The sequence below is a fragment of the Sphaerisporangium album genome, from assembly GCF_003323745.1.
GTDB lineage: Bacteria > Actinomycetota > Actinomycetes > Streptosporangiales > Streptosporangiaceae > Sphaerisporangium > Sphaerisporangium album.
In genome coordinates this window covers 164,813-189,898 of sequence record NZ_QOIL01000016.1, presented here as the reverse complement: position 1 = coordinate 189,898, position 25,086 = coordinate 164,813, and the positions used below count along the sequence as shown (strand labels likewise).

21 protein-coding genes and 1 tRNA gene are annotated in these 25,086 nt (G+C 71.7%); 12 read left to right on the top strand and 10 right to left on the bottom strand.

Annotated elements, in window-relative coordinates:
* Positions 1-155: 155 nt before the first annotated feature.
* Positions 156-1,544 carry a GH39 family glycosyl hydrolase gene (locus DQ384_RS26980; RefSeq protein WP_245966803.1) on the bottom strand — a complete coding sequence of 463 codons (1,389 nt, stop codon included), beginning with the start codon at positions 1,542-1,544 and terminating at the stop codon, positions 156-158.
* Positions 1,545-1,896: 352 nt separating this feature from the next.
* Here DQ384_RS26980 and DQ384_RS26975 point away from each other — a divergent pair, with 352 nt between their 5' ends.
* The 3 genes from DQ384_RS26975 (at position 1,897) to DQ384_RS26965 (ending at position 4,972) form a co-directional block, all read left to right on the top strand.
* On the top strand, positions 1,897-2,412 hold the full coding sequence (locus DQ384_RS26975; protein ID WP_245966802.1) for a hypothetical protein: 516 nt from the start codon (positions 1,897-1,899) through the stop codon (positions 2,410-2,412).
* Between the two features lie 121 nt (positions 2,413-2,533).
* Positions 2,534-3,616, top strand: coding sequence for a GNAT family N-acetyltransferase (locus tag DQ384_RS26970; RefSeq protein WP_114031686.1), 1,083 nt, complete (start codon positions 2,534-2,536; stop codon positions 3,614-3,616).
* Positions 3,617-3,799: 183 nt separating this feature from the next.
* Entirely contained in the window at positions 3,800-4,972 is a 1,173-nt protein-coding gene (locus DQ384_RS26965; protein WP_220183146.1) for a DegT/DnrJ/EryC1/StrS family aminotransferase, read from the top strand.
* Positions 4,973-4,981: 9 nt separating this feature from the next.
* Here the strand turns inward: DQ384_RS26965 and pdxR are convergent, their stop codons facing one another.
* Positions 4,982-6,457: a MocR-like pyridoxine biosynthesis transcription factor PdxR gene (gene pdxR, locus DQ384_RS26960; protein ID WP_114031684.1), complete on the bottom strand. Its 1,476-nt coding sequence runs from the start codon at positions 6,455-6,457 to the stop codon at positions 4,982-4,984.
* A 67-nt stretch (positions 6,458-6,524) separates the two neighbouring features.
* Between pdxR and DQ384_RS26955 the strand changes: the two genes are divergently transcribed.
* From DQ384_RS26955 to DQ384_RS26925, 7 genes are all read left to right on the top strand, one after another.
* On the top strand, positions 6,525-7,175 hold the full coding sequence (locus DQ384_RS26955; protein ID WP_114031683.1) for a pyridoxamine 5'-phosphate oxidase family protein: 651 nt from the start codon (positions 6,525-6,527) through the stop codon (positions 7,173-7,175).
* 177 nt (positions 7,176-7,352) lie between these two features.
* Positions 7,353-9,092 (top strand): serine/threonine-protein kinase, encoded by a 1,740-nt coding sequence (locus tag DQ384_RS26950; protein ID WP_245966801.1) that lies wholly within the window; start codon positions 7,353-7,355, stop codon positions 9,090-9,092.
* Positions 9,093-10,571 carry a protein kinase family protein gene (locus DQ384_RS26945; RefSeq protein ID WP_114031682.1) on the top strand — a complete coding sequence of 493 codons (1,479 nt, stop codon included), beginning with the start codon at positions 9,093-9,095 and terminating at the stop codon, positions 10,569-10,571.
* Between the two features lie 88 nt (positions 10,572-10,659).
* Entirely contained in the window at positions 10,660-12,264 is a 1,605-nt protein-coding gene (locus tag DQ384_RS26940; RefSeq protein WP_181871434.1) for a DUF2510 domain-containing protein, read from the top strand.
* 21 nt (positions 12,265-12,285) lie between these two features.
* A complete protein-coding gene (gene orn / locus DQ384_RS26935) occupies positions 12,286-12,882 on the top strand; it encodes an oligoribonuclease (RefSeq protein WP_114031680.1) in 597 nt (198 codons plus the stop codon).
* A gap of 71 nt (positions 12,883-12,953) precedes the next feature.
* Positions 12,954-13,029, top strand: a tRNA-His gene (locus DQ384_RS26930).
* 197 nt (positions 13,030-13,226) lie between these two features.
* Positions 13,227-13,469, top strand: coding sequence for a helix-turn-helix domain-containing protein (locus tag DQ384_RS26925; protein WP_114031679.1), 243 nt, complete (start codon positions 13,227-13,229; stop codon positions 13,467-13,469).
* Positions 13,470-13,565: 96 nt separating this feature from the next.
* Here DQ384_RS26925 and lat read toward each other — a convergent pair whose 3' ends face one another.
* Both lat and DQ384_RS26915 read right to left on the bottom strand, forming a co-directional pair.
* Positions 13,566-14,864 (bottom strand): L-lysine 6-transaminase, encoded by a 1,299-nt coding sequence (lat, locus tag DQ384_RS26920; protein WP_114031678.1) that lies wholly within the window; start codon positions 14,862-14,864, stop codon positions 13,566-13,568.
* Between the two features lie 153 nt (positions 14,865-15,017).
* Positions 15,018-15,611, bottom strand: a complete 594-nt coding sequence (locus DQ384_RS26915; protein WP_114031741.1) for an HdeD family acid-resistance protein — start codon at positions 15,609-15,611, stop codon at positions 15,018-15,020.
* 152 nt (positions 15,612-15,763) lie between these two features.
* On the opposite strand from DQ384_RS26915, the gene DQ384_RS26910 reads away from it, so the two are divergent.
* Entirely contained in the window at positions 15,764-17,002 is a 1,239-nt protein-coding gene (locus DQ384_RS26910; RefSeq protein WP_220183145.1) for a M20 metallopeptidase family protein, read from the top strand.
* A 107-nt stretch (positions 17,003-17,109) separates the two neighbouring features.
* Here DQ384_RS26910 and DQ384_RS26905 read toward each other — a convergent pair whose 3' ends face one another.
* The gene (locus DQ384_RS26905; protein WP_181871433.1) at positions 17,110-18,666 is read right to left on the bottom strand and encodes a penicillin-binding transpeptidase domain-containing protein; all 1,557 of its coding nucleotides are present in this window, start codon (positions 18,664-18,666) and stop codon (positions 17,110-17,112) included.
* 51 nt (positions 18,667-18,717) lie between these two features.
* Between DQ384_RS26905 and DQ384_RS26900 the strand changes: the two genes are divergently transcribed.
* On the top strand, positions 18,718-19,578 hold the full coding sequence (locus DQ384_RS26900) for a spermidine synthase (protein ID WP_245966800.1): 861 nt from the start codon (positions 18,718-18,720) through the stop codon (positions 19,576-19,578).
* 136 nt (positions 19,579-19,714) lie between these two features.
* On the opposite strand, the gene DQ384_RS26895 is transcribed toward DQ384_RS26900, so the two are convergent.
* From DQ384_RS26895 to DQ384_RS26875, 5 genes are all read right to left on the bottom strand, one after another.
* On the bottom strand, positions 19,715-20,008 hold the full coding sequence (locus DQ384_RS26895; protein ID WP_114031674.1) for a 4a-hydroxytetrahydrobiopterin dehydratase: 294 nt from the start codon (positions 20,006-20,008) through the stop codon (positions 19,715-19,717).
* A gap of 187 nt (positions 20,009-20,195) precedes the next feature.
* The gene (locus tag DQ384_RS26890; RefSeq protein ID WP_114031673.1) at positions 20,196-20,771 is read right to left on the bottom strand and encodes a carboxymuconolactone decarboxylase family protein; all 576 of its coding nucleotides are present in this window, start codon (positions 20,769-20,771) and stop codon (positions 20,196-20,198) included.
* Between the two features lie 151 nt (positions 20,772-20,922).
* Complete coding sequence (locus DQ384_RS26885; protein ID WP_245966799.1) at positions 20,923-23,022, bottom strand: M6 family metalloprotease domain-containing protein; 2,100 nt, start codon at positions 23,020-23,022, stop codon at positions 20,923-20,925.
* 195 nt (positions 23,023-23,217) lie between these two features.
* The gene (locus DQ384_RS26880; RefSeq protein WP_114031672.1) at positions 23,218-24,126 is read right to left on the bottom strand and encodes a carbohydrate ABC transporter permease; all 909 of its coding nucleotides are present in this window, start codon (positions 24,124-24,126) and stop codon (positions 23,218-23,220) included.
* Between the two features lies 1 nt (position 24,127).
* Entirely contained in the window at positions 24,128-25,081 is a 954-nt protein-coding gene (locus tag DQ384_RS26875) for a carbohydrate ABC transporter permease (protein WP_245966798.1), read from the bottom strand.
* Between the last annotated feature and the right edge of the window lie 5 nt (positions 25,082-25,086).

The following is a 25,086-nucleotide window of genomic DNA, read 5'->3' as shown; positions in this document are numbered from 1 at the left end:
CCGTCCCGGGACACCTGATCCCGGGACGGCCGACCCCGGAAGCGCCGATCCCGGAAGCGCCGATCCGGGAAGGAAGGATCCCGGGAGGGCCGGTCCGGGAAAGGACGGATCCCGGGAGGGTCGTCCCCCGGCGGACGGCGCCGCGCCGGGCGGGCTCACTGGCCCCGGTCGCTCCACTCGACGGCGTACGGGCCGAGCTGGAAGGGGCGCCCGTCGACGTTGACGGCGAGCTGGGCGTCCGTGGTGTTCACCATGATCATCTGCCTGTCCACGGCGAGCACCTGGACGCGCGGGTCCGAGACCGCGACCTCGACGAGTCTCGCGCCCGCGGGGAACCAGCGCGTGAACCCGCTCAGCAGGCCCGCCATCGGCATCTCCTGGCCCTCGGCGGGCGACCAGAGGCAGCCGGGGCAGTCGTCCCCGCCCTTGCGCTGGGGGTTCCAGTACAGGGCCGTCGCCGCCCCGCTCCTGGCGAACTCCATCATGGCCGCGGTCTGCACGGCCGTGCGGTGCTGCTCGTCCCAGTCGATGTTGTCGGGCGAGATGTACCACTCGGCCCACCAGACGGGCAGGTCGCCGCTCTGCTGCCGCAGCCAGGTGGTCACCGCGGAGAACTTCTTGAGCGCGGCGAACTCGTCCGGCACGAGCCCCCGGTCGTTGGTGGCCGAGGAGGCGTCGATGACGATGAAGTCCGCGCCCTTCTTGTGGTCCAGCCAGTACTGGAGGCCCTCCAACGGCCTGCTGTCGACGGCCCCCCAGGGGCCCTTGAGGGTGGAGGAGTTGGCGCTGGAGACGTGGCTGTCGACGGGGATGTACGGCCCGCCGACCTGGATCTTGGGGTTCACGGCCTTGAGCGCGTCGTACACGCGGTTGTAAAGCTCGGTGTAGGCCTCGACGTCCCAGTTGTTGTGGGCCTCGTCCCAGAAGCCCTTGAACTCGTTCCACACCATGTAGTGGGTGACGGTGGGATAGCGCTTGGCGACGGTGGCGGCGAGCTTGGCGTAGTCGGCGAAGTGCTCGCGCCGGGGGGCGACCTCGATCTTGCCCCAGCTCGTGCGGCCCTCGGCTCCGCCCTTCATCCAGTCGGGGGCGCAGCAGAGGGTGAGGACGGGCTGGGCCTTGGTGTCGGCCATCAGCTTGACGCGGCGGTCCAGGTCGCGGAAGTCGTACTTGCCGGGCGCGGGCTCGGGGTTGCCCGCGCCCCAGCCCATGATGTGCTGGTTCTGCAACAGGGGAACGCGGCTGAACAGGTCCTTCACCCGGTCGCGGACCTCGGCGGTCTCGTTGTCGGCGCTGTACTGGGTGTGGGTCACCCCCCAGCGCGGCCAGCTCTCGACCACGGGGGGCGGTTCGAGGCTGGGCGGGGGCTGCGGGGTGGCGAGGATCGTCGCGGCCACGCCCTCGCCGCGGTTCGCGCCCCGCTGCGCGGCGATCACCAGGAGCCCGACCACCATGGCCAGGGCGACGAGACCGGCCCCCGCGGCCATCGGCCCTCGGGGGATGTAGCGACGCCGAGCATGCCGGCCACCACCGTTCTCCAACACTTCGCCACCGTATCCGCTCGCGCTTGCAGAACCCTTGAATGCTCCCACTCCTGGCGACGCCGCGGGCGCGGGCCGTCACCACAGGGAGGGATCGCGATTGCCACCAGACCGCTCATTAAGCGCACTAACCACTCAAGTTCGCTTATGGGCGTCTAACCAATTATCAAAGATCATAAGGTGTCAAGTTGGCATGAAAGCGGTATGAATCCGGCGACCGAGGATTTGAGGGGGCACAGTGGCCCAGGCATGGCTGCCCGTCGCCAGTCGAATTCCCGCTCTCGAGGACTCCGGACCCATGGCCGGGGGCGCTCCCCGGGTGGTCTGGTTCATCTGGCCTACGGATCCCCACCGGGTGACGGCCAGATCCATCGCCCAGCGGCTCGTACAGATCAAACGTCCCGCCCATCTCGTCTGGAATCCCGTCTCGGGGCAGATCATCCAGTCTCTGCCCCCCACGCGCGCGGCAAACGGCCTGCCGGGGGACCTCAACCGGCAGGGCAGGGTCTGCGTGCAGATCCGCGTGCTCGGATCGGTGGAGGAGCCCTTCACCGAAAGCAAGCTCGACGGTCTGGACGACATCCTGGCGTGGCTGGACTCGTGGGAGGTGCCGCGGCGGTGGCCCGCCGGCCCCCCGCTGCCCTACCCGCACTCGGTGGCCGCCCAGGGCAGCCGCCGGCTGTGGGCCGGAGGCGGGCACTTCGGCAACTCCCAGGTTCCGGGCACGTCCGAGGGAGATCCGGGACCGATCGACGTCGATCGCATCGTGGGCGGGCACGCCGCGGACCTGGGCGTGCCCCGGCCCCGCGAAGAGATGGAGTCGCGCGAGAACGGACGCCCGGCGGAGGCCGTGAACGCGACGGAACGATAGCCGATCGGAATCGCGAACAGCACCGTGATCTGATCTTTATCGTACTATTACATCGTAGGCACCAAGCTGGGTAGAAGGCGCGAGCCTGGCCCGCGTCGCTAGGTACCCCCAGTAGGAGCCCATGCGCATTTCCGTCGTTCATCCTCGCGAGCTCGGCCCCTCCGAGACGGCCCGGTGGCGTGCTCTCCAGGGCGCCGACCCGGCCCTGGACAACCCGTTCCTGTCACCGGAGTTCACGATCGAGACCGGCCGCGTGCGAGAACAGGCCCGCGTCGCCGTGCTGACCGACGGCGCCGACGTCGTGGGGTTCTTCCCCTTCGAGCGTCACCAGCTCGGCATCGGCAGGCCGATCGCGGCGGGGCTGACCGACGCCCAGGGCATGATCCACGCCAAGGACATCGAGTTCTCCCTCCACGAGCTGATGAAGGCGTGCGGGCTCGCGGTGTTCGAGTTCGACCACCTGCTGGCGGGCCAGCCGCTGGTGCCCGCCAAGCACACGCGGCACCCGTCCCCGGTGATCGACCTGTCCGACGGCTACGCGGCGTACGTCGAGACGCTGAAGCAGGTCTCCGGCAAGACGTACAAGAGCACGGCGTACAAGAGCCGCAAGCTCGGGCGCGACTTCGGCGAGCTGCGCCACGACTACGGGATCCGCGACCAGGCGGTCCTGCGCGTGCTCACCGACTGGAAGACCGACCAGTACCGCAGGACGGGCCGCGCCGACCGGTTCTCCCGGCCGTGGATCACGAAGCTGGTCGAGAACCTGCTGGAGATCGACAGCGAGCACTTCGGCGGCTCGCTCGACATGGTCTACGTCGGCGACCGCCCGGTCGCGGGCCACTTCGGGCTGCGCACCAAGACCACCCTCGCCGGGTGGTTCCCCGCCTACGACACGGCCTTCGCCAAGTACTCCCCCGGACTGATCCACCACCTGGCGATGGCCGAGCGCGCCGCCGAGGCCGGCATCCGCCTGATCGACATGGGGCGGGGCGAGAAGGAGTACAAGGAGAAGCTGAAGACCGGCGAGCTGTGGGTGACCGAGGGCAGGATCGCCCGCGCCACCCCGGGGGCCGGAGTTCACTGGCTCGTGCGCGTTCCCGTCCGGAAGGCCCGTGGAACGGTCCTCGCCAACTCGATGCTGCGCGAGACCGCCGACCTGGCCCTCAAGACCTACGGCCGCATCCGCACCTCCCTCGCCTCCTGACGGTTTCGGGCGCACGGTCCCCGGAAGGCATCGGTCCCGACCCGCCGGCGAGGAACGCCGAAGCTCCCGGACGGCCGCACGGCCCTCGGTACATCTCCCTTCCGGACACGGCGGCCCGCATGCGCTACCTTCTGGTCTGACGTCGTCGCGGTGGCGGGACCGGGCCGTGAAATGAGGGAGCAAGTGAGCCCCGAACAATTCGTTGCGGCGCGCACGGGCCGCGAAAGCGTGTATCTGCCCTCCAACCGGCTGGGGCTGTACCTCGCCCTGCGCCACTGGTGCACTCCGGGCCAGCGGCTGCTCATGTCGCCCATCTCGGCCGACGAGATCCTCTTCCTCGTCCTCGCCGCCGGGCTGATCCCCGTGATCGCGCCGATCTCCGTGCTCGACGGCAACATCGACGCCGCGCGGGCCCTGCTCGGCACGGTCGACGCCGTGCTCACCACCAACCTGTACGGCCTGCCGGACGACGTGCTGTCCATGAGGGGGCCGGTGGTGATCGAGGACGTCGCCCACGCCGCCGAGACCTCCGTCGACGGCCGCCCGCTCGGCACCTTCGGCGTGGCCGGGGTGTTCAGCCTCTCCAAGCACGCCGGGGCCGGGTCGGGGGGCGTGCTCGTGGTGGACGGCGCCGCCGACCGCCGCGCGCTGGAACACGAGCGCGACCTGCTGCTCCAGCCGGGCGTCCTGCGCAGGGACGTGCTGGGCGTCGCCACCTCGGCCGCCCGCCGCCTGGCGCTCCGGCTCGACATGGCGCGTCCCGCGATGCTGCTCGCCCGCGCGCTGGGCCTCCAGGAGCGGCGCGAGGGGTACCGCATCGCGCTGCGGCCCGACGAGCTGCGCAAGGCGATGGGCGCGGCGTCGCCCGGGTTCGCCGCGCCCGGCCTGCCGCCGCTGGACTCCTGGGTGCGCGCCGACCTGCACGACTACCGCCACGCGCGAGGCTCGGTCTCCCGCTGGTACCAGAGCCGGTGCCTGGCCAGCCTGCCTCGCGAGCGCGACCGCCGCCTGGCCGGGGTGGCCCGGCTGGCCGAGCTGCCCACGGCCGCCGGGGCCGTGCGCGCGCACGCCGACCAGCCCCTGTTCCGGGTCCCGCTGCTCGTGGCCGACCGCGACCACGCCATCGCCGCGCTGGAGCGGCGCGGCGTCCCCACCGGCTACCTGTACGACCCGCCGTACGACACCTACGCCGAGGCGTTCGTCGAGCCGTCGCCCGACCCGGAACCGGCCCGCTGGTGGGCGCGGCACGTGCTGCCCGTCGACCCGGTGTACGCCGGGCGCGCCCTCCCCGTCGTCGAGTCGCTTCAGCCCGCTCCGCCCCCGCCGGGCGACCGCTCGCTGTCCCGCGCCGCCTGAGCGGGCGGGTCAGCCGGCGTCCGGCAGCAGGTCGCGGACAACCTCGCAGGCCCTCCTGACCTCGCTCAGGGAGGCCGAGCCGTAGCCGATGACCAGGCCGTGGGCCGCGACCGGGCCGTGGTGGTGGCGGGCGGCCGTGTCGAGCAGCACGCCGCGCCGGGCCGCGGCCTCCACCAGGGGCTCCACGGTCCCGGCCGGGAGGCCGAGGAAGACGTGCAGCCCGGCCGAGACGCCGTGGACGCGCGCCCCGAGGGCCTCGACGATGGCGGCGCGGCGGCGGGCGTACTCCAGGCGCATGCGCCGCAGGTGCCGGTCCAGGTCGCCGCTCTCCAGCATCAGCGACACGGCCTCCTGCACCGGCCCGGGGGTGCGGTCGGCCAACGACCGCCGGACGCGGGCGACGCGCGCGAGCAGCTCGGGCGTGGCCACCAGCCAGCCGATGCCGACGTCGGGGGCGAGCGACTTCGACAGCGTGCCGAGCAGCACCACCCGCCCGGGGTCGAGGCCGTACAGGGCGGGAAGCGGCGCCACGTCGTAGCGGAACTCGGCGTCGTAGTCGTCCTCCACGACGGTCGCGCCCGTGCGCCGGGCCCAGGCGAGCAGCCGCTCCCTGCGGGCGATCGGCAGGCGGCCGCCGAGGGGGTACTGGTGGGCGGGGGTGGTGTAGAGCAGCCGCAGGTCGTCCGGCAGGCCGGAGACGACCACGCCCTGCTCGTCCACCGGGCACGGGACGACGCGCCCGCCCCGCGCGGCCATCACGTGGCGCGCGGTGCGGTATCCCGGCTCCTCCACCCCGGCGCCGTCCCCCGGCCGCAGCAGGGTCGCGGCGACCAGGTCGAGCCCGTTGCCGGTCCCCCGGGTGACCATCACGTTCTCCGGCCCGGCGGGGACGGCCCTGGCCCTGCGCAGGTGGGCGGCCAGCAGCTCCCGCAGGCGGGGGTGCCCGTAGGGGTCGACGTACGCCTGCGGCGGCAGGTCCGCGGCGCGGCGCCAGGCCCGCCGCCAGGCGCGCTGGTCGTAGCCGAGCACCCACGGGCGTCCGGGCCGCAGGTCGATCATCCCGGCGGGCGGCGGTTCGACGGCGCTCCACGATTCGCGGTGCGGCTGTGCACGGGCCTCGCCGTCGGCTGCCGGCCCCTCGCCCGGCGTGCGCGGCCGGCCGTTCGCGGGCGCCCGGCCGTTCTTCCCCTGGTGGTCGTGCCGGAGGGGATCGTGCTTCGGAAGATCCGTCAGGCGCGCGACGTAGGTGCCCGACCCGTGCCGGCCCTCCAGCCACCCCTCGGCGTACAGCTGCTGGAACGCCTCGGTGACGACCGTGCGGCTGACGTCCAGCAGCCGCGCGAGGCTCCGGCTGGAGGGCAGGCGCTCCCCCGACCTGAGCATCCCCGCGCGCACGCCCTGCCGGAGCTGGTCGCCGAGCTGCACGGCGAGCGGGACCGGCGCCTCCCGGTCGAGCGACAGCGGAAGGTCGACGTGCCCGCGCAAAGTGGTCTCCCGAAAGTGGTCACCAGTGGACGTCCACAACCGTCCACTTGTTCCCTACGGTAGCGGCATGCTTTCCACGACCGCGCGCACGACCCTGAACCGTTCGAAGGAACGGGGCCGCACCGACCGCTCCGAGCTGTACGCCGTCCTCGACGCGGGGCTGGTCTGCCACCTCGGAGTCGTGGTCGGCGGCGCCCCGCGCGTGATCCCCACCGGCTACGGCCGGATCGGCGACACGCTCTATCTGCACGGGTCCACCGGCGCCACCTCGCTGCGCGCGGGCGGCGAGGTCTGCGTGACCGTGACCCACCTGGACGGCATCGTGCTCGCGCGCTCGGTGTTCCACCACTCGGTGAACTACCGCTCCGCGATGATCTACGGCACGGCGCGGACGGTGGAGGACGACGAGGAGCGGCTGGCGGCCCTGCGGGCGATCACCGAGCAGCTCGCGCCCGGCCAGTGGGACGCGACGCGCCCGCCCGACCGCAAGGAGCTGGCCGCGACGGCGGTGGTGGCGCTGTCGCTCGCCGAGGCGTCGGTCAAGGTGCGGCAGGGGCCGCCGGTGGACGACGAGGAGGACTACGCGCTGCCCGTGTGGGCGGGGGTCCTGCCGCTGCGGGCGAGCTGGGGCCGCCCGGAGCCGGACCCCGCGCTGCCGCCCGGCGTCCCGGTTCCTGCGCACATCTCGGACCGTCCCGCGCCCGGCCGGACGGGCTGATCCCCCGGGCCGTCCCGGCCCCGTTCGGTCCTGCGACCCCCTGGTGCAGGACCGAAACCACTGACAATCGCGCCGACAATATGCCAAATATCCATTTAGGCACCTCAGCGCAGCCACGCCGTCGTTAAGCTTCGTTCTCGCGTCATGGGTGGGGGCCCGGCCACATAAGGAGACCGAATGGACGGCCACATGGGGGCCATGGGGGCATGGCGAGTGCCCGGATACACCGAGATCAGAGATCTCGGCGCCGGTGGCTCGGGGCGTGTCGTGATGGCACGCTACGAGGCCGACGGGACGATGGTCGCGATCAAGTACCTCTCCGACGACCTCACCTCCGACCCGGGCTTCCTGATCAGGTTCCGGCACGAGGCCCGGCTGCTCGAACTGCTCGACAGCCCGCACGCCGCCCGGTTCTACGAGTACGTCGAGCACGGCAACGGCGGCGCGGCCATCGTCATGGAGCTCGTCAACGGCGTTTCACTGCGCACGCTGCTGCGCTCGGAGGGCCCGACCGGGCCCGAGGCGGCGCTCGTCCTGCTCAAGGGCTCGCTGCTGGGCCTCGGCGCGGCGCACTCCAACGGGCTGGTGCACCGCGACTTCAAGCCCGACAACATCGTCATCGACGGCGCCGGCCAAAGCAAGCTGGTGGACTTCGGCATCGCCGTGCGCGTCGGCGACGGCGTGAGCGGCGCGGGCACCCCGCCGTACATGGCGCCCGAGCAGTGGGCGGGCGCGCCCGCCGGGCCGAGCACCGACGTCTACGCGGCCACGATCGTCTTCTTCGAGTGCCTCACCGGGACGCGGCCCTTCCAGTCGCAGAACATCGCGGTGCTCGCCCGGCAGCACCAGTCGATGCCCCCGCCGATCGAGCAGGTGCCCGCGCCGCTGCGCGGGCTGATCGAGCGGGGCCTGGCCAAGCACCCGGCCGACCGGCCAGCCTCGGCCGAGGAGTTCCTGGCCGAGCTCGAAGCCGTCGCGGTCGAGGCCTACGGCAACGACTGGGAGGACCGCGGACGGCGCCGCCTCGCCGCCCTCGCCGGCCTGCTGGTGCTGCTGTTCCCGCTCGGGGAGGACGCGCCCCAGGCGGGCGCCTCGCTCGCCGAGTCCGACCTCGGCCACCGGCGGGGCCTCCAGAAGCTCAGCGTCAAGATCGCGGTCGGCGCGGTCGGCCTGGCGGTGGTCTCGGCGATCACCGCCGTGCTGGTCGGGTCCCTCGGGAGCACGTCCCTGCAGGCCCAGACCACGGTGATCACGCCGACCCCGTCCGTGGTGGAGACGGTGACGACCGGCGGCAGCCCGGAGCCGGCCATCGACGACACCCCGGTCGAGGAGCCCACGGAGACGCCGTCCGAGGAGCCGACCGAAACGACCTCCCCCGAGCCGTCCACCCCGCAGAACACCGCCGGGGCGCCGACGGCCGCCGCTCCGGCCCCCACAGCCACCAGGAAGAGCCCTTCCCCGAAGCCGTCTCCCACCAGGAAACCGACCAAGAAGCCGGTCCCCTCCGCCTCCCCGAAGCCCACGGCGACCGACGAGTCGGACCCGAACGTGAAGAATCCGGTGCCGTCGGGCAGGCCCAAGCCCACGCCCACCCCGACCCCCACCCGTACGACTCCGTCCCCGACCCCGACGACGGAGGAGCCGACCCCCACGCCCACGACCCCGACGCCGGAGGAGACCCCGACGAGGGGCCAGACGCCGAGCAGCAGTGGCCCCGAGGAGACGCCCCGGGGTGACGGCGGGGAGACCCCGCGCGGCGACACGGGCGAGGCGCCCGCGACGCCCGCGCCCTCCGATCCGCCGCGCGGCGGCGACCTGCCCGCGCTTCTCGCCATCGGGCTGGTGACGACGGGCACGGTTCCCGCCACACTGGTTCTGAAGAAGCGCATGGCGGGACGGCACCGGAGGCAGGGGTAGATGCCCGACGGCGGCGACATCGCGGGTTACCGGCTCGAACCCCGCTCGCGCACCGGCGAGGTGGGCACCTGGAACGACGCCGTGGCGCCCGGCGGCGGGCGGGCCGGGGCGCTGAGGCTCGACCCGCGCGCCCTGTCGGCCCCGGGCGCCCGCGAGCGGGTGGTGGCCGCGGTCGTCGAGGACCGCCGCCTGACCCAGTCCGGCCTGACGGGGCTGCTGCCCGTCGCCGACCTCGTGGCCGCGGGCGGGGAGGTCTGGCTGCTGACGGCCCGCCCCGCCATCCCCTCCCTGGACGATCTGGTGAACGGCGCGGCGGCGGGACCCGACGCGGGCAGCGCCGCCACCGTCCTGGTGGAGACCGCGCAGACCCTGCTCGCCGTGCACGCGGCCGGGCTGTCGCACGGCGCCCTCGGCCCCGGCACGATCGTGGTCGGCGAGGACGGCACCGCGCTACTGGCGGAACGCGGCCTGGCCGTGGCCCTCTGGGGTGGCCAGGCCTCTCCCGGCCAGGACGTCACGGCGTGGGCGTCCCTGGCCAGGGGGCTCGCGGCGGGCTGGGCCGCGGGGTCGCCCGAGGCGGCACGCCTGTTCGAGCGGGCGGCGGCCACGGCGACCGCGCACGGCCTGAGCGCCGCGCGCGACACGCTCGTGGCCGGGCGCGACCTGCTGCCGGCCGGGTTCACCACCCGCGAGCGGCTCGTGCGCACGATCCAGCAGTGGGCGGTGGCCGACGTCCCGACCGCCCGGCCCGCGCCGTCCCCGTACGACGCGCCCGGGGTGGACCAGGGCGAGATCGTGACGCTGCTCCACACCCCCGGCACGGGCGAGACGCCCCCGGCCGGCGCGTTCGGACCGGGCCACGCGGCCACGATCGGCGCGGCGGGCGCGGCCGGGGCCGTCGCCGGGCTGCCCGGCACCGCCCATGCGGGGACCGCCCCGACGGCGGCGAGCGGCGAGATGCGCTTCGGGCCGGGGGTTCCCTCGGACACGACCGCCGCGCAGATCTGGCGGGCGGGGCAGCAGCAACAGCTCACCGTCGCCGCCAAGGACCGGCTGGGGGGCCGGCCGCCCAGGCGCCGCCGGCGCGCGGGCACGCTGTGGACGGGCGTGCTGTTCGTGCTGATCCTCGCCCTCGGGCTGTACCTGTGGACGCAGCGCGCCGCGCCGCTGTCGGTCCAGGCGGTGGACGTGAGGGCGCCGAAGCCCAAGGGGTGCGACGTCACGGTCAACGTCGTGGGCGTGCTCACCACCAACGGCTCGTCCGGCCAGGTCAGCTACCAGTGGTGGCGCAGCGACCGCAAGGAGCCGATCGAGCAGACCGACACGATCCCGTCCGGCTCGACGACCTACGAGCTGCACTTCCCGTGGAAGGTGAAGGGCGAGGGCACCCAGAAGTACACGGCCAGACTGCGCGTCCTCTCGCCCACAGGGTCGGGGACTCCGCTGGAGGACAAGGCCTCGTTCACCTATAAATGCTGACCTAGCACATCACAATCCGCCGTAGCCGCCGTCGGCCACCTTGTGCCCGCAAATGCGCGATAACGGCAATGTCACTATTGTGACGGGCATGACGCAGACCCCCGCCGGCTGGTACCCCGACCCGTACGGAACCCCCCAATTGCGTTGGTGGGATGGCACGCAGTGGACCGATGCCACCCATCCTCTGGAGAGTTCCCCTGGCGGGCCCGTGACCACCGGCCAGTGGGCGCAGCCCGGCCAGGCGTCACCGGGCGGCGCGCCACCGCAGCCGGGCGGCGCGCCCCAGTCCGGCACCGCCCCTCAGCCGGGCACGGCACCTCAGTCCGGTACGGCACCTCAACCGGGTACGGCACCTCAGCCGGGCGTGGCGGCTCAGGGCGCGGCGCCGCAGGGAGGCACGGGCCCGCAGGGAGGCACGGGCCCGCAGGGAGGCACGGGTCCGCAGGGAGGCACGGGCCCGAACCCCGTGATGGGCGCCGCGTCCCAGCAGGGCGCCGGCCCCGGCGCGCCGCCGCAGGGGCAGCCCGGCACCGGCCCGTACCCGGCCCAGCCCGGCACGGGGCCCCAGTTCCTCCCGCAGGGGTCGCAGCAGGCCCCTCCGCCCGGACCGCAGGGCCCTCCGCAGGGACCGCAGCAGGGCCCCCAGCCGACGGCCGTCTACCAGCAGCCGGGCGCTCCCCAGGGGACCGCCCAGTTCGCCCCTCCGGGCGGCGGCGCGTACTCCGCCCCGGGGCCGTACGGGCCTCCGGGGGGCCCGCAGGGGGCGCCGCCGAGCGGTCCGTACGGCGCGCCCGCGCAGCAGTGGGGCGGCGCGCAGCCCGGGAACCCCGGGAACCCCGGGAACACGGCGCAGTTCTCGGTGCCCGAGTTCGGGGGCACGCCGCCGTCCAAGAAGAGCGCGATGCCGTGGGTGCTCGGCGGTGGCGCTCTGGTGATCCTGCTGGTCGTGGCGCTGGTGATCGGCTTCACCATCGTCCGCGGGGGCGACGGCACGCCCACGGCCATCGACAGCCCGGCCCCGGTGCCGAGCCAGACGATCGAGCCCAGCGACCCGCAGATCACTCCCCCGCTGGAGAGTCCCACCCCGGAGCCGAGCCCCTCGTCCTCCCTGGACTTCCCCGCCGTCCTGCCTCCGGTCAAGGACGGCAGGATCACCGATCCGCGCACGGGCGTCTCGTACACGTTCCCCGGCGCGCCCTGGGAGGTGCCGGAGTGGTCGGTGTTCAACGGCACCGGCCCGCCCGACCCGCGCTTCCCTCAGTGGACGGGCGGCTACATGGCCATCTCGCAGAAGAACTACGACGGCCAGGAGGGCCATGACTGGCTGAGCCAGGTGGCGTCCGCCCATCTGCCGGAGGCGTTCGACTACACGGGGGCCGACGACCTGCGCAACAGGACCTTCGAGGTGCTGCTCGCCTACGAGCCGATCGTCTACTCCCCGCCGCACAAGCGCAGGATCGTCAAGAACGAGGCGATGGAGATCAGCGGCAAGAAGGCGTGGCTGCTGCGGTTCGAGATGGACTTCACCGACGTGGCCAAGAAGAGCGGCTGGAAGTTCCGCAAGGAGGAGGGGTTCTACCTGCTCATCGACCAGGGACCGCAAGCGCGACCTACGCTGATGTACGCCTCGGTGCCGGACAATCTGGACACGAAGGTGATAGATCGCGTACTGGACTCTCTCAAAGCCTCCTGACCGGGCACTACGCTGAGCATTATGAGTGACCTGCTGGTCTGGATCGACTGTGAGATGACCGGGCTCGATCTGGGCCGTGACGCGCTCGTCGAGGTCGCGTGCGTCGTGACCGACGGTGAGTTGAACCTGCTCGACGAGGGCGTGGACGTCATCATCAAGCCGCCGAGGGAGGCCCTGGAGCAGATGTCGGAGGTCGTGCGCCAGATGCACACCTCCTCGGGCCTGCTCACCGCCCTCGGCGAGGGCGTCACGCTCGCCGAGGCCGAGTCCGTGGTGCTGGAGTACATCCGGCGGCACGTGCCCGAGCCGAAGAAGGCGCCGCTGTGCGGCAACTCGATCTCCACCGACCGCTCCTTCATCGCGCGTGACATGCCCGCCGTCGACGCCTACCTGCACTACCGCATGGTCGACGTCTCCTCGGTCAAAGAGCTGGTCCGCCGCTGGTACCCGCGGGTCTACTTCGCCGCCCCCGCCAAGCAGGGCGGCCACCGCGCGCTGGCCGACATCACCGAGAGCGTGCAGGAGATGAGGTACTACCGCGCGGCGGTCTTCGTCCCGCAGCCGGGCCCCGATTCCGCCACCGCACGAGAAGTCGCCGAGGCCATCACCGGATCTTGACCCGCCGCGGCGCCAGGACCCCGCAAAGCCCGCTACACTTTTCCTGTGCCGCGGCGCGATCAGCGGTCATGGTGGGTGTAGCTCAGTTGGCAGAGCGCCAGGTTGTGGTCCTGGATGTCGTGGGTTCAAGTCCCATCACTCACCCCAGCGGTCGATGGCCGGTCCCGACGGACCGGCCATCGCGCTTTTTACCGGACAACCCCACCCCTACCGGGGAAAGTAGCCTTTCTCCGGCAGCATGGACCCCAAAGAATGGGACGGCGGGCTATGCTCGCACAGAACCGCTACGCCGTCAGCGCGGGGGGCTCGGCGATCTGACAATGATTCGCGCCACCGGAGGCCGGATGAGTGTCGATGACGCCACGTACAACGAGCACGCGCACACCGGGTTGAGTAAACGCGAGGCCGAGGTGATGGAGCTGATCGCGACCGGACATTCGAACGGAGAGATCGCCCAACGGCTCTTCCTGAGCGAGAAGACCGTCAAGAACCACGTCAACCGCATCTACTCCAAGCTCGGCGCCGACTCCCGGGTGACCGCCATCGGCCTGTGGCAAGGGCTCACGGCGGGTCGGCCGCGCGGCTGACCTCCCGCGCCCGCGAGGACGTCAGGGGGCGTCCGGGCGGATGACGGGGGGTACGGCCGGGCCCTCGGGAAGGGCCCTGGCCTTCAGACGGGCCGCTCAGGCGGGCACCGTCATGGCGTCGCGGGCGGCCTTGAGCGCGCGCCCGAGCGCCGCAAGGCCGTGCTCGATCTCCTCCATGCTCACCGAGAGCGCGGGACGCAGCCGTACCGACCGCTCACCGCAGGGCAGGAGGAGCACCCCCTCGTCGTCGCGCATCGAGGCGACCAGGCGGTCCCGGCCGGAGGAGACGTCGAACGCGCACATGAGACCCCTGCCCCGGGCGTTGCGCACGAGCTCGGGGAAGCCCGCCTCCAGCTTCCGCAGGCCGTCCAGCAGGCGCTCGCCCAGCTTCGCGGCGCGCGGGATCAGGCCGTCCCGCTCGACGATCTCCAGCATGCGGCGCGAGCGCACCATGTCGGCGAGGCCGCCGCCCCAGGTCGAGTTGATCCGTCCGCTCACCTGGAAGACGTTGCCCTCGACCTCGTCCACCCTGCGGCCGGCCATGATGCCCCCGACCTGCACCTTCTTGGCGAACGCCACGATGTCCGGGGCGAGGCCGAGCTGCTGGTAGGCCCACGGCGTGCCGGTGAGCCCGGCGCCGGTCTGCACCTCGTCCAGGACGAACAGCGCGTCGTTCTCGTGGCACAGGGCCTGCATGGCCTGGAGGAACTCCGCGCGCATGTGATTGTCGCCGCCCTCGCCCTGGATCGGCTCGGCGATGAAGCAGGCGATGTCGTGCGGATGGGCGGCGAAGGCGTCCCGCGCCTGGGCCAGCGCCCGGCGCTCGGCCGCCTCGACGTCCCCGAAGTGGATCGCGGGCACGTCGATCCTCGGCCAGTCGAAGACCGGGAAGCGCTCGGTCTTGACCGGCTCGGTGTTGGTCAGCGACAGGGTGTATCCGCTGCGGCCGTGGAAGGCCCGGGTGAGGTGCAGCACCTTGGTGCCGAGCTCGCGCGGGCGGCCGCGCGCCTCGTTGTGGCGGCTCTTCCAGTCGAAGGCGCACTTGAGGGCGTTCTCCACCGCCAGCGCCCCGCCCTCGACGAAGAACAGGTGAGGCAGCTCCGGGTCGCCGAGCACGCGGGCGAAGGTCTCGGCGAAGTCGGCGAGGTGGACGCTGTAGAGGTCGGAGTTCGCCGGTTTGTTGGCGGCGATCCTGCCGAGCAGGGACACGAACTCGGGGTCGTCGTCGAACGGGTTCACCCCGAGCGGGGCCGAGGCGAAGAACGTGTAGAAGTCGAGATAGCGCCGGCCGGTGGCCGCGTCGACGATCCAGGACCCGCCGCTGCGCTCGAGATCCAGCTCCAGCCGGTAGCCGTCCACGAGCAGGTGCCGCGCGAGACGATCGAGGACGCTCATGGGCCCTCCTGGGTCGATGGAAGGTCTTGCCAGAACTATTCCCCGCCAGTCTGTGATTATGTGAATAGTTTCCGGCCATTGCGCCCCGCGTCGAAAGTTCTTCGCCCCTGAGCCGTCCTTTCGAGCCGTCCTTTGAGCCGTACGTGAGCCGTCCTACATGGCGTGGGCGGCCGTGCCCGCGGTCCCTCGGTGGCCGATGTCGTGGACCCGGTAGGCCAGCACCAGCAGCGAGACGCCGTACACGATCGCGAAGACGCCGATGAGCCAGGTCAGGGCCAGCGCGCCCGGGGCGGGCCAGATGAAGAGCAGGATTCCGAAGATGACCGCCAGCACGCCGCTGACCAGCCACATCCATTCGGTCTCGCCCGACGCGCGCCGCCGCACCGCCGCGACGATCTCGGAGACGCCGATGACGACCGCGTAGGCCGCGATCAGCATGAGCAGCGCGAACGCCGTGATGCCCGGCCAGACCCAGGCGATGACGCCCGCGATGATGCCGAGGACACCGGAGACGATCATCCAGAGCTTGGACTGCCGGGGGTGGTCGCCGCGGAAGGCGCCGATGAGCGTGAAGATCCCGCTCACGATCGCGAAGATGCCGAAGAGGATCACCAGCGTGAGGAGCGTGATGAGGGGCCAGATGATGGCCAGGATGCCGAATACGATCGCGCAGGCCCCGCGCACCGCGAGCACCCACCAGTCGCGGCCCGTGAGTCCGGGGGCCGCCTGGCCACTGACATCGCGCATGTCGTCCTCCAATGTCTAAATATGTCTGCCTCCATCACCACGTTTCCGTCCTATCCTGAAAGGTCACGACAGCAGACCAAGGCACGGCCAAAAGCTGTCCACCAGGCGTCAAGTCAGGCAATATCGTTTGAACGCGCGGACGATGCGGGGACATGTCTGTGACAAGGGCCGAGGAGGAGACGCCGGTGTCACTACGCGAGGACGCCAACGACATCAGCGGCGAGCTCGTCCGGCTGCGCCACGCGCTGCACCGCGAGCCCGAGCTCGGCCTCGACCTGCCGAGGACGCAGGAGAAGGTCCTCGCCGCGCTGTCCGGGCTGCCGCTCACGGTGTCGACGGGCAAGGGCCTCAGCTCGGTCACCGCCGTGCTGCGCGGCGCGCGTCCCGGGCCCACCGTCCTGCTCCGCGGCGACATGGACGCCCTGCCGGTGACCGAGCGCAGCGGCGCCTCCGTCGTCTCCGAGCTGCCCGGCCGCATGCACGCCTGCGGGCACGACCTGCACACCACCATGCTCGCCGGGGCGGCCCACCTGCTCGCCGCCCGGCGCGACCGGCTCGCCGGGAACGTCGTCTTCATGTTCCAGCCGGGCGAGGAGGGGTCGGGCGGGGCGAAGATCATGATCGACGAGGGCGTGCTGGACGCCGCGGGCGCGCGTCCCGTCGCCGCCTACGCACTGCACGTCATCAGCTCGGTGCTCCCGCAGGGCGTGTTCGTCAGCCGTGGCGGCCCCATCATGGCGGCGGCGGACCGGCTCCTCGTCACCGTCCGCGGCGCGGGCGGGCACGGCTCGACCCCGCACCGCGCCAGCGACCCGATCCCGGCGGCCTGCGAGATGGTCACCGCGCTGCAGACCATGGTCACGCGGGCGTTCGACGTCTTCGACCCGGTGGTCGTCACCGTGGGCAGCTTCCACGCGGGGACCACCGACAACGTCATCCCCGACGAGGCCCGGTTCGAGGCCACCGTGCGGTCGTTCTCCACCGCGACGCACACCCGCATCCAGGAGCGCATCCTCACCCTGCTGCACGGCATCGCCGCCGCGCACGGCCTCACCGTGGACGCCCGCTACGACATCAGCTATCCGGTCACCGTGAACGACGCCTCCGAGGCCGACTTCGTGGGCGCGACCGTGCGCGAGGTGTTCGACGAGCACCGGTACATCAGGGCCCCGCAGCCGTTCACCGGCGCCGAGGACTTCGCGTTCGTCTGCGACGAGGTTCCGTCCGCGTTCGTCGCCATGGGCGCGTGCCCTACGGGGGTCGACCCGGCTGTCGCCGCCTACAACCACTCCTCGGAGGCGTCCTTCGACGACGCCGTCCTCGCCGACGGCGCGGCCCTGTACGCCGAGCTGGCCGTACGCCGCCTCGCCCGCGAGCCCGTGACCGCCTGAGCGCCCTTCCGGCCCGGTACGAGGCTCCTGGGGCTTTCGGATGCCATTGAGGCGCTTGTGGTGTATTTGAGGGGCTTCAGGGGTGCCGTACGTCCCCGGACGGGCCCTCAGAGGGAGCCGAGGAAGCGCGCCGCGACCGCGGCGGCGGCCCGCGCGTCCGAGCCGCCGTGCTCGACGAACACCGCGAACGCCAGATCACCCCGGTAGCCGACGAACCAGGCGTGGTCGTCGCCCGGCGCGGCCTGCGCCGTTCCGGTCTTCCCCGCCGTCCCCGGGGGCAGCCCGGCCGGCGCGGCCGTCCCGCCGGTCACGACCGCCGACATCATGCTCCGCAGCGAGGCGGCCACCGGGGCGGGCAGCTTCCTCGGCTTCGGGCGGCCGCCGGCCTCCAGGCGGGCGACCGCGCGCTCCGACATCAGCCTCGGCGGCCGCCAGGTGCCGTTCTGGACCGCCGCCGCGACCGACGCCATGCACAACGGGGTCGCCTCCACGGAGTTCCGGCCGACGGCGTCCGCGGCGAGCTCGTCGGCGTTCCTCGCCGGGCGTATGGAGCCGCACACGCCGCCGAGGCCCGACCTCAGCTCCCCGCCGAACCCGAAGCCCGCCGCCTCGCGCCGCAGGCCGCCGTCCTTGAGCCGCTCGACCGCGAGGCGGGTGAACGTCGTGTCGCACGAGAGCGCGAACGCCCGCCGGAACGTCACGGTCCCGTGGTCCTGGGCCTCGGCGTTGTCGAAGGTCCTGCCCTTGGGGACGGTGTAGTGCGCCGGGCAGCCCGCCGGCGTGCCCGGGGTGAGCCGGTCCCGCAGCAGCGCGGCGGCCGTGATGATCTCGAAGCTCGACCCCGGCGGGTACGGCTTGGAGAACGCGCCCCGCTCCGGCAGGCGGTCGGCCACGGCCAGCACCTCCCCCGTGGAGGGCCTGAGCGCGACGATCGCGGCCGGCGCGCCGGCCCCGTCCAGCGCCCGCGCCGCGGCGGCCTGCGTCCACCAGTCGAGGGTGGTCCTGAACGTGCGGTCCATGGCATGGCGGAACACGATGAGCCGCCTGGTCGCGCCCGTCTTCGCCGAGACCGCCTCGACCGCCCACCCCCGCGCCGGGTCCTTCTCGAGGTCGTCGATCTTGCCGGCCAGCTCCTTGAAGTAGGCGTCGGCGCCGCTGTCGTGCGGCAGGGGCTTGCCCTGCCGGGTCAGCAGCTCGGTGCCCGGAACGGAGATCTCCGCCAGCCGGAGCCTCTCGTCGGCGCCGACGCCCGGCATGAGCGTCGCGGGCGTCCAGACGACCTTCCACGTGCCGTCCCGGACCGCCAGGTGCAGCACCGAGGAGAACCTCCACTGGCCCAGCTCTCCGATCTGGCGCACCCCGTCGAAGGCCATGTCGGCGGCCTCCTCGCCGCGGCGTACGACGGCGCCGGCCGTGAGCTTGATCGAGAGGATCTGCAGGTCGGAGCTGAGCCGCCGGTGCAGGTCCAGGAACTCCGCCGGCGGGGACGCGACCAGGTCGCGCATCTCGGTCTGGTTCTCCCCGGCCCAGGCGTCCAGGTAGGCCCGGCCGGTCTGCTCGGGGCTGCCCGTCACCCTGCGGGCGTCCGCGACGACGGCCGTCACGGCGGCGATGAGGATGGCCGTGCAGACCACCACGAGAGCGAGCAGTCCTCGGCGGCGCATACGGTTCTCCCAAAGGTGCCGGGCAGGGCACATCCGGATATACCAGAACGCGTGGGAGAGCGTGTGGGCAAGCCCAAGGAGACGACCCCCGCCCCGGGGCGTTACCCGGTCGATTCCGGGGAGGTCGAGCTGCTGCGCGACCTGGACCGGCCGAACGGGTGGCTGCTGAGCATGGCCGGGGTCCCCCAGTCGTACGTCGACCTGGAGGACCCCACCTACCTGGAGTTCGAGTACGTCCGGCTGATGGCCGACGTCATCGACGTGATCGACGAGGGCCCGCTCGACGTGGTGCACGTGGGCGCGGGGGCCTGCACTCTGCCCCGGTACATCACCGCGACCCGGCCCGGCTCCCGGCACATCGTGATCGAGCCCGACGGCGCCCTCGTCCGGCTGGTCAGGGAGCAGCTGCGGCTGAGGTCCGTGCCCTCGCTGAAGGTGCGCGTCACCGACGGGCGCGCCGGAGCCGCCGGGCTGCGCGACGCCTCGGCCGACCTGTTCGTGCTGGACGCCTTCACCGGGGCCGTCATGCCGCTGGAGCTGGCCACGGCCGAGTACATGGGCGACGTCGCCCGCGTGCTCAGGGATGCCGGGACCCTGCTGGTCAACCTCGCCGACGGCAAGGGCCTCGCGTTCGCCCGGCGCGTCGTCGCCACCGTGCGCGGAACGTTCCGCCACGTCGCGCTGCTCGCCGAGCCCGGCGTCCTGCGCGGCCGCAGGTTCGGCAACCTGATCATCGCCGCGTCCCCGGCACCGCTGCCCATCGCCACCCTCGCCCGGCGCGCCGCCGGCGGCCTGACCCAGGCCCGCCTCCTCGCGGACGACGACCTGACCAAGTTCGTCGCGGGCGCGTCCCCCATCAAGGACGGCGACCCGGTTCTGGCCCCCACCCCGCCCCCGGACCTCTTCACCTGAGCCCTCGCCGCCCGCCCGTCCGGACGCCATGGGGAACGACCCGGCCCTCCCCTGCCGCGGACGCCCCTCGGATGACGCGAACCGAGTACCGCGGTGACATCCGGCCACGTCGGCCCGGCGGGACCCTCGTGCGGCGTCACGCGCCGTGGTCGGCCGCGATGGCGTCGATCCTCGCAGCGAGCCTGAAGTCCATCTCGGTCAGGCCGCCGGCGTCGTGGGTGGACAGGGCGAGATGCAGGCGCCGCCACCGGATGTCGATGTCCGGGTGGTGGTTGAGGTTCTCGGCCTGCTCGGCCACGTCGTTCACGATGGCGATGGCCGTGCGGAAGTCGGGCGCCGTGACCGTCCGCCGGATCTCGTCGCCTTCGCGCCGCCACTCGGGCACGTCGGCCAGCCGGGTGGTGATCGCCTCTTCGTCCAGCCTGTCCATGCGGCCAGTTTTCCACGGGACGGTGCGCTTGTCGCCCGCCGGAGGACGACACGGCCGATCTCCGGCGTCGTGGAGACGGACGAAGGGCGGGGGGAGGTTCCCGGGCCGTCCCGGCAGGGGTTCTCCCAGGTGGGGAGCCGGCCGGGACGGGGTCAGCGCGTGGTGCGGGGGTGGCGCGGGACGCGCGTCAGACGGCGGGTTCCCTGTGGCGGGCCATGTAGCCCTCGGCGACGATGCGCTGGGCGGCGGCCTCGTAGCCCGCGGGGTCGTCCGGGGCCCAGGTGCCGAGGCCGTCGACGTAGCGGTTGTACATGCAGAAGGCCGCGGCGATGAGGACGGTGTCGTGGATCTCCAGGTCGGTGGCCCCGGTCTCGCGGGCGGCGGCGACGAGCTCGGGCGTCACGGCCTTGCCGCTCTGCTGCACGGCGCCGGCGACGCGCAGCAGAGCCTTCACCTTGTCCGAGACCGGAGCGGTGTCGAGGTCCGCGCACGTGTCGACGACGGCCTCCGCGCCCCCGGGGAGCTGGGCGGCGGCGAAGGCGGCGTGGGAGGTCGAGCAGAACTTGCACTGGTTCAGCGACGACACGTAGGTGGCGATGAGCTCGCGCTCCCCGCGGGTCAGCGTGTTGTCGTCGCGGTCGATCGTCTCGTCGGCGCGGAGCAGGACCTCGGCGAGGCCGCTCAGCGCCCGGCCGGTGTCCGGCCGGTATTCCATCAGTCCGCCGATGCCGGGGGACTCGTTACCCAACTCGATGTGCGCCATGCCACCCTCCCTGGACGCGCGGGCGCGCCCACCGGCAGCGGGCCGGTGGGCGCGTCCGTACAACGTGAAAGATCAGACCGGCCCCAGTCTCACCCCATAGGGGGTGGGGAGGGTAGATCGTCCGAGACTTTCAGGGGTGGGGTGGGGCCGGTCAGAGGCCCACCATCTGACAACTGGCGGTGGACGTCTTGGTTGGGTCGCTCTCGGAGGTGGCGGTGACCTTGACCTTGGCGAGGTGGTCGCCGGACGCCGCGCGCTGGGCGTAGACCCGCACGGAGCCGGTCTTGCCGAACTCGACGGCGCTCAGCTTGTTGGGCAGCCAGGTCGTCCAGCCCTTGCCGTCCACGGTCGCCGACACGCGGTAGACGTCCGACTTCAGGTAGGACGAGACGTCCTCGGGGTGCTGGCCCTGAGGCGCCGCCGCCTTGCCGGTGTTGACCAGCCGCAGGTCGCAGGCGGCCCACTCCGTGCCCTTGGTGAGCCCGACGCCGGGCAGCAGCCGGACGCCGCGCTTCTGCGGGCCGGCGCCGTCCAGCGAGCGGATCGCCACGGTGTAGGACAGCAGGCCCTTCTTGTCGCGATGCTTGTCGAGCACGTAGAACTGCAGGCGGTTGGCCTGGTCGGTGTACTCGTACTCGCTGCCGGAGTCGGTGCCGGCGTGGAAGAGCGCGTCCGAGAGCTGCCGGTAGTCGCCGATCGTGATGGGGACCTTCGTGCCGTCGGGCAGGACGTAGTCGGTCATGCCGATGTCCTGCGGGTTGGCGTCGATCACCCACTCGAACGGCGCGCGGTCCTGGTTCTTGGTCTTGGCCAGCAGCACGCCGGAGTCCGGGGTGAAGGAGTCGGAGCCCATCCGGTCCACGACCTCGACGGTGTAGTTCTGGTAGCCGCCGCCGTCGCAGAACGGGTCGGTGCTCACCTTGCACTCCGGGCTGAGGTCGCCGGTGCCGAGGACGACGTTGACGCCGGACAGGTCGCTCGCTCCCGGCTGGACCACCCGAGCCGTCACCTTGGCGACGACCAGGCCGGACTGGGCCAGTGCCTCACGCGACAGGCGCAGGACGTTCTGCTCGTCCACTATCCCCAGCTTGATCTTGTTACGGAGCATGTGCTGGGCGCCCATGGAGGCGCCGCCGGTGGGCGGGATCACCCAGCGGCTGTGCGGGCCGCCGGGGCCGTTGAAGGTGCCCCGGCTGAGCATCTCCCAGGGACCGGAGTAGTCCCGCTGCGGCGGCACGCCGAACGGGTTGTTGTAGTTGTCGCCGATGCCGAGGATGTGGCTGAACTCGTGGGCGTAGACGCTCATGCCGGAGCTCTCGGCCTGGGTGGAGGAGCCGCCGCCCGCGTTCGGCCAGATGGTCGAGCCCGAGGCCCAGGAGGTCCAGTCGACGTACCGGGTGCGCGACCAGTTGGGCAGCGCCGGGTCGGGCGGCCCGAAGGCGTCGGTGACGTCCTCCTTGGTCGGGAACTTCATCGACCCGAACTCCTGCCAGGTCGAGGACTCGTCCTGGCCCGCGCTGAGGTAGAAGACGAAGTCGAACGAGCCGACGGTCGTGTCACCGGCGTCGGCGACCCAGGCGGCGCGCCCGTCGGTGCGGATGTTGCGGTTGCAGGTGTCCCCGGACGGGCATCCGGTGCCGGCCTGGAACTCCATGGCGTACTCGTGCGACTTGCCGGGCATCTGGTACGGCCCGAAGGCGGTGAGGTCGACGCCGTACCGGCCGCCGGAGTCCTCCATCCAGTACTCGTGGATGGTGTGCCCGTTGTTCAGCGCCCCGGGGACGTTGAGGAAGTTCTTGTAGAACTCGGCGACCTGCGCGCGGGGGACGTCGTGCGCCTGCGTGCTGGGGTTGCCGAAGACGGTGGAGTTCGCCGGCTGGGTGACGACGAAGGGCTGGTTCGGGTAGTCGAGCAGGACCAGCGCGCCCTTGAACGTGCGGGTGGACCCCTTGGCCGCCGGGTCCGACCAGTTGGTGCCGGGGACCTTCTTGTAGTCGGCCCACGTCATGTGGTCGGGGTTCTTCCAGTTCTGGGGGTCGATCGCGGTGGGCCCGCCGGACTTACCGGCCGTGCCCCGCATCAGCGCCGCCGGCTCCTGCTCCTGCCAGGGCTGCCGCTGCGGCCAGTGGTCGGCCTGCCAGTGGTTCTCGGGCTGGGGCGGCGGGGCGGCCGAGGCCGGGGTCTGGGTGAGTCCCAGCCCCACGGGGCCGAGCACGAGGGCGGTGAATAGTAGGGCCAGCCGTCTCTTCACAGAAATCCTGCGACGACTCTTGCCATGATGGGCCTGCGACATGGTCACGGCATCACCCTCCGTCTGGGCGCGGCATTCAGCGGAGGACGCTACAGACGCCGCAGACGGAGATCTTCCACCATCTGTAGGAAAAATCTGGGCGAAATATCCTACAGATGGTGAAACGGGCCGCTCAGAAGCCCCCTACCCGGACCGTTACTTGACCGCTCCCGCGGTGAGCCCGGACTGGATCTGCCGCTGGAAGACGATGTACACGATCAGCATCGGCAGGATCGCCATGCTGAGCGCGGCGAACAGCCCCGGCCAGTCGGCCTCGTAGCCCGCGTTGGTGTTGATGTTCGCGATGCCCTGCGTGATCAGCCACTTGTCCTCGACGCTGCCCGACAGCAGGACGATGGGCAGCAGGTACTGGTTCCACTGGCCGAGGATGTTGAAGATCGTGATGCTGATGAGGCCGGGCCTGGCCATCGGCACCATGATCTGGAAGAACGTCCGCGTGTGCGAGGACCCGTCCATCATCGCGGCCTCGGCGACCGACTGCGGCAGCGTCTTGAAGAACGCCGTCAGGAAGAACACCGTGAACGGCAGCGAGTAGGCGATGTAGACGAGGATCACACCCGTGTGGGTGTCGATCAGGCCCAGGTTGCGCACGACGAAGAACAGCGGAACCAGCGCCAGGAACACCGGGAAGGAGAGGCCCGACACGAACAAGTAGTAGATCAGCCGGTTGCCGGGGAACCGGAACCGCGCCAGCACGTACGCGGCCATCGAGCCGAACAGCATCGTGAAGAACGTGCTGACGCCGACCACCAGAACGGTGTTCAGCATGTACCGGCCGATGTGCGCCTTCTCCCAGGCGCGTCCCCACGAGGCCCAGCTGAAGCTGTTCGGCAGCGCGAGCGGCGCGTCGCCCACGATCTCGGGGTTGGTCTTGAAGGACGCCAGGAACGTCCACAGGATCGGGCCGACGACCAGGATCGTCCACACGATCAGCGCGACGTGGGACAACGCGCCGAAGACCCCGATGTTGTTCTTCTTCTGCCTGCGCCGGGCGGCGGCACGGGGCGCGCCGGCCACCCGGTACGCGTCGGTTTGGGTCACCATCTCAGAGCTCGATCCTCTCGCGCCGCGTCACACGCAGGCTCAGTGCCGCGAACGTGATGGTCAGGAAGAACAGGGCCACGCCCATCGCCGAGGCGTAGCCGAACTTGGAGAACGTGAACGCCGTGCGCCAGATCTCCAAAGGCAGCACCGTCGTGGCGTTGTCGGGACCGCCGCGGTCCACCGACAGCACCTGCACCAGGGCGAAGCAGTCGAACGCCGCGATGCCCAGGTACACCCAGCCGACCTGGATGGTGTCCCAGATCAGCGGCAGCGTGATGCTGAAGAACAGCCGGAACCGGCCCGCGCCGTCCAGGGCCGCGGCCTCGAAGACGTCGCTCGGGATGGCCGACATGCCGGCCGAGAACAGCACCACGTAGAAGCCGACGGACTGCCAGATGACCACCCCCATGATCGACCACAGGGCGAGGTTCGTGTTGATGAGCCAGCCGACCTCGCCGATGTGGAAGATGCCGAGCAGTCCGTTCAGCACGCCGGTCGCGTCGGGGCGGTAGATGGCCTGGAACAGGACGCCGACCACCGCCACGGCCAGGACCTGCGGGAAGAAGTAGACGACCCGGTAGAACTTCGAGCCGGCGACGCCGGACATCCGGCCGCCCTTGCTGCCGCCTCCGAGGTTGAGCAGGAACGAGAAGAACAGCGCGATCGCGATGGTGATCAGCGGCATGGCGATCAGCAGCAGCGCGTGGTGACGCACGGCCGCCCAGAAGACGTCGTCGCTCAGCAGGCGCGTGAAGTTCTCAAGCCCTACGAACTGCGGATTCGCCGAGATACCCCGCCAGTTGGTGAGCGAGATATAGAAGGCCTGGGCGTACGGGCTGATCACGAAGATCGCGTAGAGGACCACCGGGATCACGAGGAAGGAGAATATGAACCCGTACTTCCTCATCTTGTTCGAGGCCAGCCTCCCGGCGCCCCCGACGTCGCCATGCCGCATGATCG